Origin of the sequence: Geodermatophilus arenarius (genome assembly GCF_042654585.1) — a bacterium.
In the GTDB taxonomy this organism is placed as follows: Bacteria; Actinomycetota; Actinomycetes; order Mycobacteriales; family Geodermatophilaceae; genus Geodermatophilus; species Geodermatophilus arenarius.
In genome coordinates this window covers 15122-27946 of sequence record NZ_JBHSGR010000008.1, presented here as the reverse complement: position 1 = coordinate 27946, position 12825 = coordinate 15122, and the positions used below count along the sequence as shown (strand labels likewise).

Below are 12825 nucleotides of genomic sequence, written 5' to 3'. Positions count from 1 at the left end.
GGCGTCAGCGTCGTCCGGCGGACACGCGCCACAGTGGCAACACGCGGCACGGAAGTCACACCGTGACCGCACGACACAGTCACCGACATCCGTCACGTCACTTGTCGACACCCCGGGCGGCGGACTGGAGACCCCCTCGGGGGTGACGGACGGCACGTCCGCACGTTCTAGGCTCGACGGTCGTGGACGTCTTCGGCTCCGGCGCTGAACAGGTGGTCTTCTGCTCCGACCCGGCCTCGGGCCTGCGGGCGGTGATCGCCGTCCACTCGACGGCGCTGGGCCCCGCGCTGGGCGGCACCCGCTTCCACCCCTACGCCTCCGAGGACGAGGCGGTCGCCGACGCGCTGCGCCTGGCCCGGGCGATGACCTACAAGAACAGCCTGGCCGGCCTCGACCTCGGCGGCGGCAAGGCCGTGGTCATCGGCGACCCGCGCACCGACAAGACCGAGGCGCTGCTGCGCGCCTACGGCCGGTTCGTCGAGGCCCTCGGCGGCCGGTACCTCACCGCCTGCGACGTCGGCACGACCAACGCCGACCTCGACCTCGTCGGCCGCGAGACCCGCTTCGCCCACGGCCGCTCCGAGGTGTACGGCGGGTGCGGGGACTCCTCGGTGCTCACCGCCTTCAGCGTCTTCCAGGGCATGCGCGCCGCAGCCCAGCACCGCTGGGGCGAGCCGACGCTGTCCGGGCGCACCGTCGCCGTCGCCGGCGTCGGCAAGGTGGGCGGCTGGCTGGTCGACCGGCTCGTGGCCGACGGCGCCGACGTCCTCGTCACCGACGTCGACCCCGCCGCGGTGCAGCGGGTCCTCACCCGGCACCCCGGCGTCGAGGCGGTCGCCGACACCGCGACCCTGGTGCGCTGCCCGGCCGACGTCTACGCGCCCTGCGCCCTCGGCGGCGCGCTCGACGACGCGACGGTCGCCGCCCTGCAGGCCGAGGTGGTCTGCGGCGGCGCGAACAACCAGCTCGCCCACGAGGGCATCCCGGACCGGCTGACCGCGCGCGGGATCCTCTACGCCCCCGACTACCTCGTGAACGCCGGCGGGGTCATCCAGGTCGAGGACGAGCGGCACGGCACGTCACGCGGAGGACCTGGAGGGGGCTTCTCCTTCGCCCGTGCTGAGGCCAGGGCCGCAGGGATCTACGACACGGCCCTGCGCGTCTTCCAGCGCGCAGACGCCGAGGGAGTGTCCCCAGCGGTCACAGCGGACCGCATGGCCGAGGAGCGCATTGCGTCCGTCGGTCGGTTGACGCAGATTCGACTGCCTCACTGACCAGGGGGGCACGAACGCCAAGATCACCCGCAGGTACGAGCTAGCGGAAGTCATAAGAGCTGGTCAGCCACTACAGGTAGCACGATCCGCCACGCTGTTCGGACCTTGACGAGCGGAACCCCGGAGCCGACCCTTGGCGCACCGTCGAATAGGGCCGGTGGTGGTCATGGGGTGGTATGCCTGGTCATTCCTTGGCGTGTGCGTAGCCCTGTGGCTCATGGGGCGTAGTGCTAGCAAGTACAGCGCAAGCGAAGGAACTGCTGGTCACTGCCGTACTTGCGGCGGCATCGGTAGGAAGCTCGGCGCTGGATGGAACCTCATGTGCGAGTCCTGTGGCGGTAGCGGCAGGCCGCGCTAACGCTGCTACCAGGTGGGTCGCCGCCGGACAGGACTAGGGATGCGGCCGCAGCTAGAGCCGAGCGCAAGATCCTGGCCGAGCGGCAGCAGGTCTGCATCCGGTACGCCACTCACATGGTGGCTTGGCGCTGGTACCGGGTGGGCGGTCCATGAAGGCCGCTCGATCGAGGTAGGCGACGAAGCCGTCGCGTTCGTCCACCGGGCCGGTGCTGCCCTATTGGACTGCCGCAGGCGCAGGGACCGGCCAGGCGGCTACTGCAACTCGTAATCGGGGTTCTCCTCGGCGTGCCGCAGCACCGCCCGGAGCGCCTCGTCGCGGCTGCGCGCCCCCTGCCCGCCCTGCGTGTAGGCCATCCACAGCTCGTCGATCTCGGCGGGCGGCTTCGGGTCTCGGTAGACCATGCCCACCCGGCGGCCGTTCACATAGACCTCCTCGACCTGCCCGCCGAACTCGGCCCTGAAGCGCTTCACGATGTCGTAGTCCACGCCTGAGGACCCTAGATGCGGGCACTGTTCAGCGTTCCGGCGCGGGACGGCCGCGCCGGTCAGACTGCGCCGGTGGACGCCTCAGGCTGCGGAACCGACCGCCGTCTAGGCAGCCGGACCCGCTGCCACCAGCGCCTCCGGACATCCGACGGGTCGTCCACTACGCGCTCGCGGGTCAGCCGCTCGAGGTCGTTCAGCGCGTCCCGGTACGCGGACGCCTGCCGCCGGACGGCCTTCACCGCGTCGGGGTCCGTCGCACCGTCCCCGTCCTGTTGGGTGACGATGACGCGAGCCAACCGCGACGGCAGGTCTGTAACCCGATCCGACAGCCACACGACCTTCGCGCGCACCAACGGATCACGCACCACCAGCCGCGCGGTCAACAACGCGCGTCCGTGGGCAACGGCCCGGGACGGGTGGTCCTTCAGAGCAGGCGTCCGCACCAGTGCCAGCACGTCTGCCCGCTCGGCCGCTGTCGTCACAGCGCCCAGGCTGTGGACCCACTCGCGCCCGGTGACCAGCACCTCGGCCAAGGCCTCACGCTGCTCCACGCGTCGCTGCTCTTGCCGGTCCAGCAGCCGCATGGCCAGGGTGTGCCGCTGGGTCAGCCGGACGCCCAGCAGCGTGGCCGTGGCCGTGATGACGCCGGTGATGATGCCGGTCCAGACGATGCCCCCGGTCACGGGAAGCAGCCGGGGTAGTCGGACACCAGCCGGGCCAGGTCCTCCTCAGTGGCGGGGAAGGTGAGCCACGCATGGCCGCAGTCCTTGAAGGGCTGGCCGCTGGGGTTGCCCACCACGGTGGACTCGCAGGCCCCGTCCCAGATGGACCCCTCCACGTAGCGGCCACCGATAGCGCCGCAGGCGCGCCGGTCCTCGGCCGCCTGGGCAGCCTCTGCTGCTGCCGCTGCGGCGGCTGCGGACTCCGCTGCGGTGGACGATGCCGCCGCAGCCTCATCCTCGGCGGCCCGCTCGTCGCAGGCAGCGATCCACTCGTCGGCCAGCGCCCGCGCCTGCGGCAGCGACACCCCCACGTAGTCCGCGAACACTCGGTCCAGGCCGGGGTCGCCGGCGTTGTCGCCGGTCGCCAGGTAGTCCAGGATCTCCGCACCGAGGTCACACTGCGGGTACTGCGCGGGTATCAGCCCTCCGTCGGCGGCTGCCTCGTAGGGCGCGGTTGTCTCGCCAGCCGGCGCGGCGGCGGTGTACGGCGCGGGGGTCCCGGTGCCAGCCACCGGGGACGTGCACCCGGCCAAAGCCACCGCAGCGACGGTCAGCGAGGCAGCAGTCACGATCCGCACGGACGCAGCGTCGCACCTGCCGCACAGCGGCCCCGCCGCGCCGCGCCGCTCGGGACGGGCACCGGCACAGCGGCCAGACCTCAAGGAGGAAACCCGGCCGCACCACACTCGTCTCACCGACCCCTCCTGTCACGGAGCTGCCCGGCGCGGTGGTCCAAGGCGGCGATGCTGGCGGGCATGGCACAGGACTACGTGACGGGCCGGGAGCACGACGTGGGCAACGCCCCGAAGTTGGGCGACACCGTGGGCAAGGACAGGATCGCAGCGGGGTGGGCGCACGCGGTGATCCGCCAGGACGCGGACAGCGGCGCGGGACCGTGGCGGGCGGTCTGCGGGGCGAGCGTGCGTGTCCTGCGGGGGCCGTGGACCCCCGGCCGGGGTCTTGGCTCGGGTCACCCGTGCCCCGAGTGCAGAGCGCTCGTCCCTGCGTGATGCACGGCCGGGCGGACCGCCTGGCCCGATGGCCCGGCGACTGGCCCACCGTCGCCGGTGCAAGGATCGGGTCGCCTCCTCGGGTCCGCCTGAGGTGGTGGTGGGCCGCCGGTCACCGGCGGCAACCGTTGGGGGTGGTTCCTCAGCGGCCCGGCCAGGGCGCGCACTGGTGCCGGAGCCTCGGCGGTCCTAGGTGGCCGCCGGGGTGCCACCACTCCTCGGCCGGGCGTGGGTGTCCGATCACGGTTGCCCGGCTGCGGAGGTGGCGGGCGGCGGGTCGTCCGGGTCCAGCGGCTGGCCGCGCCGGGCGCACAGCCGGGCCTCCATCGCGGCACGGGCTGCGTCCCGCTGATCGTCATGGCGGGCGTTCGCACGTGCGGCGGCGCGGCGGCGGCGGATCAGCCGGGCGCGGCGGTCCGGGTCAGCGGGCATGGCGCGGCCCTCCACGTGGTGGCTCAGCAGTAGCGCAGGGGGTCAGCATCGTCGCCCCCCGTCGGGCGCGCAGGAGGCGGCCCACGGTCAGGCCTGGCAGGACTGCCAGCGGCGGCCAGGCCACCAGCGCCCAGCCCAGTACGACACGACGACTTACCGCCCTTCATCGGGCACCGGCCGGGGGACGGCCTGGCGGGTGTCCGCCGGGTGACGGCCGCGCCGCCACGCGCCAGGGAGATGCCCGCTCTGGCACAGGAAGTCGTCGAGGGCGATGAGCCGGTCCGCCAGGGCGGCGGCGCGGGCAGCTTGCGCGGGCGGGTCCGCGTCAGCGCGGGGGGTGGTCAGCGCGGCGGCCAGCGCCAGCGCCTCGAAGCGGCAGGCGTCCGGGTCCATCAGGCAGCCCCGCCCAGGGTGTCGAAGCCCCGGAGATCCCGCAGCCAGCCCGCGCGCCCGGCGGTGTCCGCCGCTGCGAGAAAGCGGGTGCCGGGGTCGCTGCTGCCGCCCAGGTGCGCGGCCTGGCTGAGAAGCCGCTCGCGCACCTCGTCCGCCACCGAGGGCAGGGCGTCGAGCCGGCTCGGCACGTCCGCATGACTGCCGGTCACCTCCCACCGGGCGGCCTGCGCGGCGGTCCAGCCGTCCACGGTGGCGAGGACGCGCTGGCGGTGCTCCAGGTCCACCCACCGCCACAGGTCCAGGCGGGCGCAGAGCGCAGGCAGGTCGTCTAGGTCGGACCACGTGGGCACGGTGTCGGCAGCCAGGGCGGCGGCCATGCGGTCCCGGCAGGCGGCGAAGGTCAGCGCGTCCCGGTGGGCGGTGTAGTTCAGGGACTCCAACGCCAGCCGGGTCATCTGCTGGCGGCGCTCGGCCGGGGTTGGCCGTTGCCGGGCAACAGTGACCGGCTCGTCGGCGGCCACGCGCCACGGGCGGGCCTCCCCGCCGACGTCGATGTGCGTCCAGCGGGTGCCCGTCCGGCAGCCGGTGACGGTGCGGCCGGTGTCCAGCAGGTCCCCAGCGCGCACGGCGCGGGCAGGGACGTCGGTGAGGTATGTCTCGGGCACTTCGGGCTCCTCGGATGCTGGCCGGGGGGCTGCTGGTCAGGCGGCGTGCTCCGGCCGGGGTGGTGGTGGGGTGGTGCGGCAGGCGCGGCGGGGGGCGGCCGGTCAGTCCACCCCCCGCCCGTCGCAGGGTCAGTCCGTGGGCAGGTAGTGCTCGACGGCGCAGGCGCGCCAGCCCTCCTCGCGGCCGAGGTCGTGGGCGGCCAGCAGTGCGCGCCGGACCGCCTGTTCCACGACCCCGGCCATGCGCACCGGCTGGTCCCCCAGGACCTCGCGGATCGCGGCCAGGGCGGCAGCGTTCGCGTCCCGGGCGGCGCGCCGAGCGGCGTCCACCGGGTCCGGGTCCGGCGCGGTGTCCTGCGGCGCGGCCGCCCGGTCCACCGGCCGCACGCGGAAGGTCGCCACGTGCTGCGGCCGGGGGTGGGACCGGTTCAGGCCGGGCAGTCGGACGTCGACGGTCGTGCCGTCGGGCCGCCACCGCAGGGTCACGCGGTCCACAGCCAGCGGGACCACCAGGCGCAGCGCCTCGTAGATGGCCTGCTCGACGGTCTCGCGGTCCTCGGCGGACCGCCGGTCAGGGACACCGGCATGGGCTGGACGCCGCGCACGTGGGCGATGGCCATGTTGTCGGCGCGGACGGTATGGGTGGCGCTGGTGACGGTCACCGGGTGCCTCCTGGTGGTGGTGGGTGTTCGCCGGGGTGGTCAGCCCCGGTGCCGGACGGGCCGGTCCGGCGTGGGCAGCTTGCGTCACCTCGGGACCCGTCGGCAATGAGCGGCATGAACCGGCAAGGACCGGCAACGGCGCTACCTTGACGGCATGACGACGCAGGACCAGCCAGGCCCCAGCGGCACCACCCGCCCACCTCCCGTCACGGCGCGGGAGGTGGCGCTGGTCCGCGTCCTGCTGGCCGCCGAACCCGGCTGGCAGTCGTGCACCGAACTGGCGGCGGCGGCCGGGGTGCCCGTGCGCACCGCCCGGCACCTGCTGGCCCGCCTATGCACCGTCGGGCTGGTGGACCTCGCACCAGTGCGGCCCGGGCCGCGCTACCGGCTGGCGGACGGTTCCCAGCGCGGGGCGTACCTGCACCGGGTGGACGCGGCAGCGGAAGTGCTCGGACTACGGCCGTAGGCGGCACCGGCACCCGTCCCGTAGCGGATGCTGGTGCGGCCGGGATGCACTGCCACCGCCTCCGCCGGCTCGTTTCTTGCCGTCGCGCTCCGCCGTCGTCGCCGCCTTAGACCAGGGGTCCACAGCCCGGAAGAGGCCACGGGACCAGCGGCGTAAAATAGGTCACAGGGAACGCATCGGGCGATCCCGGAGACGAGCGCACAGGCGCTCGGGAAGGAGCGCGCCGTCATGGCCGCAACCGTTCTGTTCGTGAGCGTCAACAAGTCCTTCAGGCCGTGGATGACGGTTACCCAACTGGAGCCGTGGGCGGAGCGCGCCTGGGCGATCAGCGTGGCGAAGGCGTCGACCTGCGACCGGGTCATCGCCGTCTTCGACGGCTGGCCGGTGGCCGCCTGGCGTCTGCGCGGCGCGTTCCCGTCGCCGGACGAGACCTACCTAATGAACGACGGCAGCACCCGGCCGCGCACCTGCCTGGCGCTGGGCGACCCGCTGCCGCTGCTGCGCGAGTACATGGAGTGGGAGTACCCGGCGCTGCGCCGGGGCGTCGCGACGGCCAAGTGGGACGACCTCACCCCGCTCGCCGCTGACCACGACCACGCCTTCATTGACTGGAAGGACCAGTCCAGCCAGGTGCTCTGACTGATGGACAGCAGCGCCCCGGCCCTATGCAGCGTCGGGGCGCTGCCGTCAGATGTGGCGCGTCACGCGCCCGGGCCGATCGTTTGATGCGCCCGACGGTTGTGCCCGCGAACGTCAGTTGGAGATTGGGCACATCCCCCCCTCGCTGACGCGCTCTCCACCCGAAGCCGGCGGCTCGGAGGGTCAGGCTTGACCAGACTGACCAGACTGACCAGACGGCGTACCTGCTGGCTGCCCGCTGGGCTGACCGATGTTCGGTGAGCTGCTCCCGAGGGCCGGGGCGAAGGTCCCCACGCCGCCGAGAACGATGGTGGCTAGGGCGCACACGGTCACCATCGGCGTTGCCCAGGCTTTGTCCGACTCGAGCAACCAGCCAGACAGCATCAGTACGCAGATGGCCAGGGCGACGGTCCCAGCGACACCACTGATGATGATGGCGAAACGCCATGCCTCCTTGCGTGCCCTCAGAGTGGGCAGCAAGAACACCGACGCAGCCATCAGGACCGGCAGGAGCTGGGCGACGGTACTGAAGAACTCCACAGCGAAATGGTGAAGCCGCGAACAGCCAGGCTTACGTGCGACACCCCGATGCGCTGCGCGTCACACAGCCCAATCAGCAGGAAAACACCTGCTCGCCGCCCACCTCCTCCGGGGAGTAGAGGCCGATGGTGCTGACGTTCGCCGCCGGGCTGTACGCCCCTGCATCGAGCCGCCACTGGTAGGCCGCGCCGCAGATGGCGTTGGCCAGGTCCCGGTCCACGGTCGCTGGCGTCCAGTCCGTGAAGATCAGCATCGCGGTGCCGCCGGCCAGGAGCTGCACCGAGGTGGTGTGGCCCCACGCCTCCGGCCCAGCGGTGACGGAGGCCTGTGCGATGAAGTCGTCTAGCACGTCCCCGGCGGTTGCCGGCCGGCTCGAGGAGGGCGAGGCGGCGGGCGTTGACGACGTGGTCGCCGGGGACGACGTCGATGGTGCGGCGGGCGATGAGGTGGACGGCGTGGCCGTGGCGGCTGCGCCACCGTCGGCCTCCCCACCGCAGGCGGTGACGCTGAGGGTCACGGTGGCAGAGATCAGAACAGCACTACCGGCACGCATGTCTCTCCTGTGGTTCATCGGCCGTGCTGACCGAGCATGTGGATCCTCACGTACCGGAACACCGACGGCCGTCAACGACGGCGGCGCGTCACCCATAGCACCCCACGGGCGTCACCCGACCATCGCCGCCAGGCGCGCTCCCCCTTCCGGGCGACCGCCTGCCGCATTGCAGCGGTTGAGGTGGGAGCGGCCGACGAGACTGTGCCGGTGACCTACACCGCGACGGCAGTGCTGCCCAGCGCCGATGTAGGCCGAGCGACGGCTGCGCTGCGGGCCGCGCTGCGCCTAGCAGTGGCGGCGGGGTCGCCCAGCGAGGTGCCGGACTGGAGCACCCTGGTTGTCACCGGGCCGGTGGTCACCCCCGATGCGGCGGCTGGGCCGGCTCGTGGCACGAGTACACGGGCACGGTCACCACCAAGACGTGACGGAACACGTCTGCCTGGTGCGAGATCAGGTGGCGTCTGCGCCTGGACCGCTGCCCCTAACCGACCGACGAAGAAGGAGCCGCTGCCGCCACCGCCGCCGGACCTCCTGCGGGTCGTCCACCACCCGCTCCCGGGTCAGCCGCTCCAGGTCCTTGAGTGCCGTCAGGTACGCCCCCACGCTGCTGGCCAGTTGATCCAACAGCTCTACGGGCGAGTGGATGCCACCCCCGGGAGCCCGCATGATCCGACTCACGGCGACAGCGTATGAACCCATGCGGGTCGCTACGGGCGCATGACCTGTCGGGTTCCGCGCGCATGTGCCGCCTAGTCCTGTCGACCGACGCCGACGCAACCCCAAGGGACCCATCAGCCTCGTTAGATAACTCCAATGATGGCGGCTATGCGTGCTCCACCTTGGCGGACCGTGTGCCTGGATACGGTCCGCCGGTGCACCAGGACTACCGCTTGCTCCCCCTCGATGATCTGGAGCTGCTCGAGAAGCAGACGCTGCGCATGATCGTCCAGGCCCTCCAGCAGTACTCAGGGGAAGCCAAGAGGATCTTCGACAACGCACCCCCGAAGGGCACGGAGGTCATCGTCCTGGCGGAGGACCTGACGCAGTACGCCCTTGAAGTTGCTGAGATTTACCCGATCGACCGGCGCTTCGCCGGCTTCATCGACTACAAGCGCAGCCGCTGGTTCCCCACCTCCGCCGGCCTCATCCCGCAGGTGCTACTGGCCGATGCGAAGGCATCGAAGGAGAACAACCGCGACACTTTGCAGGCGTCTCAACTGCCCATGGACGCGGACTTCAACGTCACGGTTGACGGCGTTACGACAGCGCACCACCTGGACGCGGGCGTGCCGCAGCACATGGAGATCCCCTCGGCGGGTGGCGTGCTGCACGCGGTTACCACGTCGATCTTCGTGCACATGTACTACCGCGACGTGAGCAAGATCCAAGAGCCGTACCGCGACCTGAAGGACATCTACGTCTTGGCGGTCCCGCACGGCAGGCTGAAGGACAAGTACAACCCCAACGCTTCTACCGGCTTCTGGGGCAAAGGCAAGCACTCCGACGCGCGGCAGGAGGACCCACGCATCCGCGTCTACTTCGACCGGCTGCGGCAGGCCTGCCCCTGGCGGCTTCAGCAGTTGACCTACGCCGGGTCCACCGATGGCTTCACGCAGGCGATCTGGCGGGACGTGGACGCTAGCGGGTTTGAGACGAACGAGCCGTTCCTGTACCTGCCTCGTCCGATTCAAGGGGAAGCGTGAGCACCTGCTGGGTGCTCGCCTCTATGTAGGCCCGCATGTACTCGTCCTGCACGTCGATGCCGACGAAGCGCCCGCCGAGGGCGCGGGCGACGTGGCCGGTGGTGCCCGTACCCATGAAAGGGTCCAGGCAGGTGCCGCCCTTCGGCAGCGTCGCCGTCAGCGCGCGCGTAGCGAGTCCCTTCGGCATGACGGCCAGGTGCTCGGCACGGTTGGCGGCGACGGGCACGGACCACAGGTCGCCCGGGTTACGGCCCAGCGGGTGGTTGCGGAAGACGTTGTCGCCAACCTCGACGCGCATGGCCTCGTCGTACGTGTCGTCCAAGTTGAGCAGCGTCTTTAGCTGAAGCCACGTCTCCGGCGGAGGTAGACGTGAGCCGATGACGTCGGTCCGGAAGTAATGCCGCGTCCGCTCAAAGGGCTGCTGGATCTGCTCCGCGACCCACCCGATAGAGCGCTTCTCTCGCTTGAGCGCGACCCGCAGGTATGCCGCCAGCTCGACAGACTCAGGAGCGTTGGGGCGGCGCTCCACTTCCTTCAGTCCGTCGATGGTGGAGCGGTGCCGCGGGGAGTTGAGCCAGCGGCGCAGCTCGGCTTGCCCCTTTGCCTTGCCGTCTGCGTCGCCGCGCTCAGCCCGGACCCGCTCCACGTTGTCATCAGTCACGTGCGGCACGCGGATCGCGTCCAAGTCGAAGTAGTACCTCTCCGACTTGGACAGCAGGAATACCGGCTCCCATGTGTTGGTCAGCCGGTCGGAGACGCTGCTAGGCATGGCATTCGGCTTATGCCAAACCGCGACGTTGCGGACCCACCAGCCGTCGTCCTCTAGAGCTAGCGCGACTCGGAAAGGGATCAGGCTGAGCTGCTTGTTCCGCCGCCAACCTGTGCGCGGCGGCTTGCCGCCCACCGTAATCGTGCGGTTGAAGTAGCTGTCCCCGATGTTCAGCCACGCTGTCCCGTCATCAGCCAGGACGCGGTAGACCTCGCGGTAAATCTTGACGAGGCGCTCGACGTAGTCCTCAGCCTCGTCCTCGAGCCCGAGTTGATCGTGGTGGCCATAGTCCCGCACCGCCCAGTACGGCGGGGACGTCAAGCAGGTGTTGATGCTGCCGTCAGGCATCTGAGTCAGCGCATCGGCCGCGTCGTCGAGGTAGAGCGCGTAGTCGTCCCCCGAGTGCTTAGCCCCGCTGCGTAGCGCCTGCCACGCCTGGTCGCTGGTCGGCGTCCCTAGCTTGTGGCGGCCTCGCATGATTTCGGAGTCTAAGGAGGGGTCTGACAAGTTCCGACCTGGCACGCCGCCCCCCGGTCCGCCTGTCCGTGCCCGCGTAGCCACAGACTCGGCGCGGCGGCCGTTGAGCAGGAGGTGGCTGACCGGGGGCGGGGACGTGGAACAGCCCCCGGTCAGCGAAGCAGTACGGGCGGGATGCGGCCACCCTGGCGGCTGAAGGTCCAGGCCAGACGGTCCTCGACGGGACAGGCGGCGGTCAGGCCGGGGACACACAACCGTCCCGCCCGCCGCCGTTCAGAGGGGACGGCGCATCCTCCGGCTGAGGTCACCAGTCGCCACCGGACGGCGCGCTGTCCCCGCTTATGGGGTCAATCCCAGCCGGGGACATGCCGCCGGGTCGGGCCGAGGCCGCCGAGCTCCGCGAGAGCCTGGCCGAGATGGACGCCCGCGACCGGGAGACGGGCTAGCCGACGGCTGACCGCTGCCCGCCCGGCCCCCGGCCGGCTCGGCTCAGCCTCGCGACTGCCGCTGTCGCCACCTGAGCCGGCCGGTGCCAACCTCGGCCGCGTGACCCTGACCGCAGCCCCAGCCGCGCCCACATCCCCAGTCACCGCGCCCGCCCGGCCCCGCCGGTGGCTGGCCGCCTACTGCGGCGGCGTCCTGGCGGCCGTCCTGCCCTACGGCGCGGGCGTGCTGCTGCCCTACTTCGTCAACGGCCTCCACCGGCTGCCGCTGGCCGAGGTGGCGTCCGGCAGGCATGACCCGAAGCTCCTGTGGCCCTCCTACACGGGGAGCGGTGGCCTGCTGGACCTCGCCGGGTTCCTGTCGCTGGCGTGGACCCCGCTCGCCCTCGTTGCGCTGGTGGTCCTGGGGCCGCTGGCCGCTTGGCGCACCCGGCACCGGCCGTGGCTGGCCGCCTGCTTCGTGGTCCTGGCCGCCGCGTGCGTGGCTGCCCTCGGCTGGCTGATGGGGCTGACGAGTGCGGCGCTGCTGGCCTGGCGGATGGACTGACGCTATGCGAGTAGGGATTGCCTGGCGGCTAGGCCGGCTCTCGGCGCGAGTACACCGGCACGGTGTGCCCTCGGGCCTGACGGACCACGTAGGAGGTCAGCGTGGTTGGCGGACGCCGATGGGCCTTGGGGCTACCGGGCGCACCGGCCCCTGTGGCTGCTGCTCGATCATCGCCAGCGAGTAGAAGAGGTACAGCACCCTGGCGAGTTGCTCGGCCAGGACGATCATCGAGCCCACCGCTACCCACCGCATGACGTTGGTCGGCTCGTCGGCTCCCCTGTCGGTCACCTTGACGATGACGACGACCACCGCACAGAGCCACGGCAGGCTGGTCGAGACCAGCCACAGCCGCAGCAGGTCCTTGCCGACTAGTAGCCGGACCGCAGTGATGCCCCGACTCGACCATCCCAGGTACGTGGCGGTCGCCAGGGTGGTGAAGCCTGCGAACAGTGCCGTGATGTTGAGGAGGTCGGTGTAGACGCTCCGTCGGTCGGACAGGTTGAGGTTGCCGAGGACGTCCACGACGTCCCGGACCCAGGGGGTGACGGCGAGGACGACGACGATGACGGCGGCCAGGGGGACGTCACACCACCACCACTGGATCCACCGAGCGAAGGCCAGCGATGCGGCCTTCCGCACCGGGCCTGGCCTGCTGATACCCCCGTTCACACCTCCCTGACCCACCAT

16 protein-coding genes are annotated in these 12825 nt (G+C 71.4%); 5 read left to right on the top strand and 11 right to left on the bottom strand.

The window, feature by feature from the left end:
• Positions 1–182: 182 nt before the first annotated feature.
• Positions 183–1274, top strand: coding sequence for a Glu/Leu/Phe/Val family dehydrogenase (locus tag ACFO3M_RS09060; protein WP_387988257.1), 1092 nt, complete (start codon positions 183–185; stop codon positions 1272–1274).
• Positions 1275–1883: 609 nt separating this feature from the next.
• On the opposite strand, the gene ACFO3M_RS09055 is transcribed toward ACFO3M_RS09060, so the two are convergent.
• From ACFO3M_RS09055 to ACFO3M_RS09025, 7 genes are all read right to left on the bottom strand, one after another.
• Positions 1884–2117, bottom strand: a complete 234-nt coding sequence (locus ACFO3M_RS09055; protein ID WP_387988256.1) for a hypothetical protein — start codon at positions 2115–2117, stop codon at positions 1884–1886.
• Between the two features lie 59 nt (positions 2118–2176).
• Positions 2177–2800 (bottom strand): hypothetical protein, encoded by a 624-nt coding sequence (locus ACFO3M_RS09050; RefSeq protein WP_387988255.1) that lies wholly within the window; start codon positions 2798–2800, stop codon positions 2177–2179.
• Positions 2797–3417 carry a hypothetical protein gene (locus tag ACFO3M_RS09045; RefSeq protein ID WP_387988254.1) on the bottom strand — a complete coding sequence of 207 codons (621 nt, stop codon included), beginning with the start codon at positions 3415–3417 and terminating at the stop codon, positions 2797–2799. Before ACFO3M_RS09045 ends, ACFO3M_RS09050 begins: the two co-directional genes overlap by 4 nt.
• Before the next feature lie 1017 nt (positions 3418–4434).
• A complete protein-coding gene (locus tag ACFO3M_RS09040) occupies positions 4435–4674 on the bottom strand; it encodes a hypothetical protein (protein WP_387988253.1) in 240 nt (79 codons plus the stop codon).
• Positions 4674–5339 (bottom strand): hypothetical protein, encoded by a 666-nt coding sequence (locus ACFO3M_RS09035; RefSeq protein ID WP_387988252.1) that lies wholly within the window; start codon positions 5337–5339, stop codon positions 4674–4676. Before ACFO3M_RS09035 ends, ACFO3M_RS09040 begins: the two co-directional genes overlap by 1 nt.
• 129 nt (positions 5340–5468) lie before the next feature.
• Positions 5469–5834, bottom strand: coding sequence for a hypothetical protein (locus ACFO3M_RS09030; RefSeq protein ID WP_387988251.1), 366 nt, complete (start codon positions 5832–5834; stop codon positions 5469–5471).
• Positions 5822–6001, bottom strand: a complete 180-nt coding sequence (locus tag ACFO3M_RS09025) for a hypothetical protein (protein WP_387988250.1) — start codon at positions 5999–6001, stop codon at positions 5822–5824. Before ACFO3M_RS09025 ends, ACFO3M_RS09030 begins: the two co-directional genes overlap by 13 nt.
• Positions 6002–6155: 154 nt before the next feature.
• On the opposite strand from ACFO3M_RS09025, the gene ACFO3M_RS09020 reads away from it, so the two are divergent.
• A complete protein-coding gene (locus ACFO3M_RS09020) occupies positions 6156–6467 on the top strand; it encodes an IclR family transcriptional regulator (protein ID WP_387988249.1) in 312 nt (103 codons plus the stop codon).
• A gap of 228 nt (positions 6468–6695) precedes the next feature.
• Positions 6696–7106 (top strand): hypothetical protein, encoded by a 411-nt coding sequence (locus tag ACFO3M_RS09015; RefSeq protein ID WP_387988248.1) that lies wholly within the window; start codon positions 6696–6698, stop codon positions 7104–7106.
• A gap of 183 nt (positions 7107–7289) precedes the next feature.
• Here ACFO3M_RS09015 and ACFO3M_RS09010 read toward each other — a convergent pair whose 3' ends face one another.
• A complete protein-coding gene (locus ACFO3M_RS09010; RefSeq protein ID WP_387988247.1) occupies positions 7290–7646 on the bottom strand; it encodes a hypothetical protein in 357 nt (118 codons plus the stop codon).
• A gap of 73 nt (positions 7647–7719) precedes the next feature.
• A complete protein-coding gene (locus ACFO3M_RS09005) occupies positions 7720–7995 on the bottom strand; it encodes a hypothetical protein (RefSeq protein ID WP_387988246.1) in 276 nt (91 codons plus the stop codon).
• A 1076-nt stretch (positions 7996–9071) separates the two neighbouring features.
• Here ACFO3M_RS09005 and ACFO3M_RS09000 point away from each other — a divergent pair.
• Positions 9072–9902 carry an SfiI family type II restriction endonuclease gene (locus ACFO3M_RS09000; protein WP_387988245.1) on the top strand — a complete coding sequence of 277 codons (831 nt, stop codon included), beginning with the start codon at positions 9072–9074 and terminating at the stop codon, positions 9900–9902.
• Here ACFO3M_RS09000 and ACFO3M_RS08995 read toward each other — a convergent pair.
• A complete protein-coding gene (locus tag ACFO3M_RS08995; RefSeq protein ID WP_387988244.1) occupies positions 9838–11148 on the bottom strand; it encodes a DNA-methyltransferase in 1311 nt (436 codons plus the stop codon). The genes ACFO3M_RS09000 and ACFO3M_RS08995 overlap by 65 nt on opposite strands.
• A gap of 546 nt (positions 11149–11694) precedes the next feature.
• On the opposite strand from ACFO3M_RS08995, the gene ACFO3M_RS08990 reads away from it, so the two are divergent.
• Positions 11695–12138 (top strand): hypothetical protein, encoded by a 444-nt coding sequence (locus ACFO3M_RS08990; protein WP_387988243.1) that lies wholly within the window; start codon positions 11695–11697, stop codon positions 12136–12138.
• 96 nt (positions 12139–12234) lie between these two features.
• Here ACFO3M_RS08990 and ACFO3M_RS08985 read toward each other — a convergent pair whose 3' ends face one another.
• Positions 12235–12777 carry a hypothetical protein gene (locus ACFO3M_RS08985; RefSeq protein WP_387988242.1) on the bottom strand — a complete coding sequence of 181 codons (543 nt, stop codon included), beginning with the start codon at positions 12775–12777 and terminating at the stop codon, positions 12235–12237.
• Positions 12778–12825: the final 48 nt, after the last annotated feature.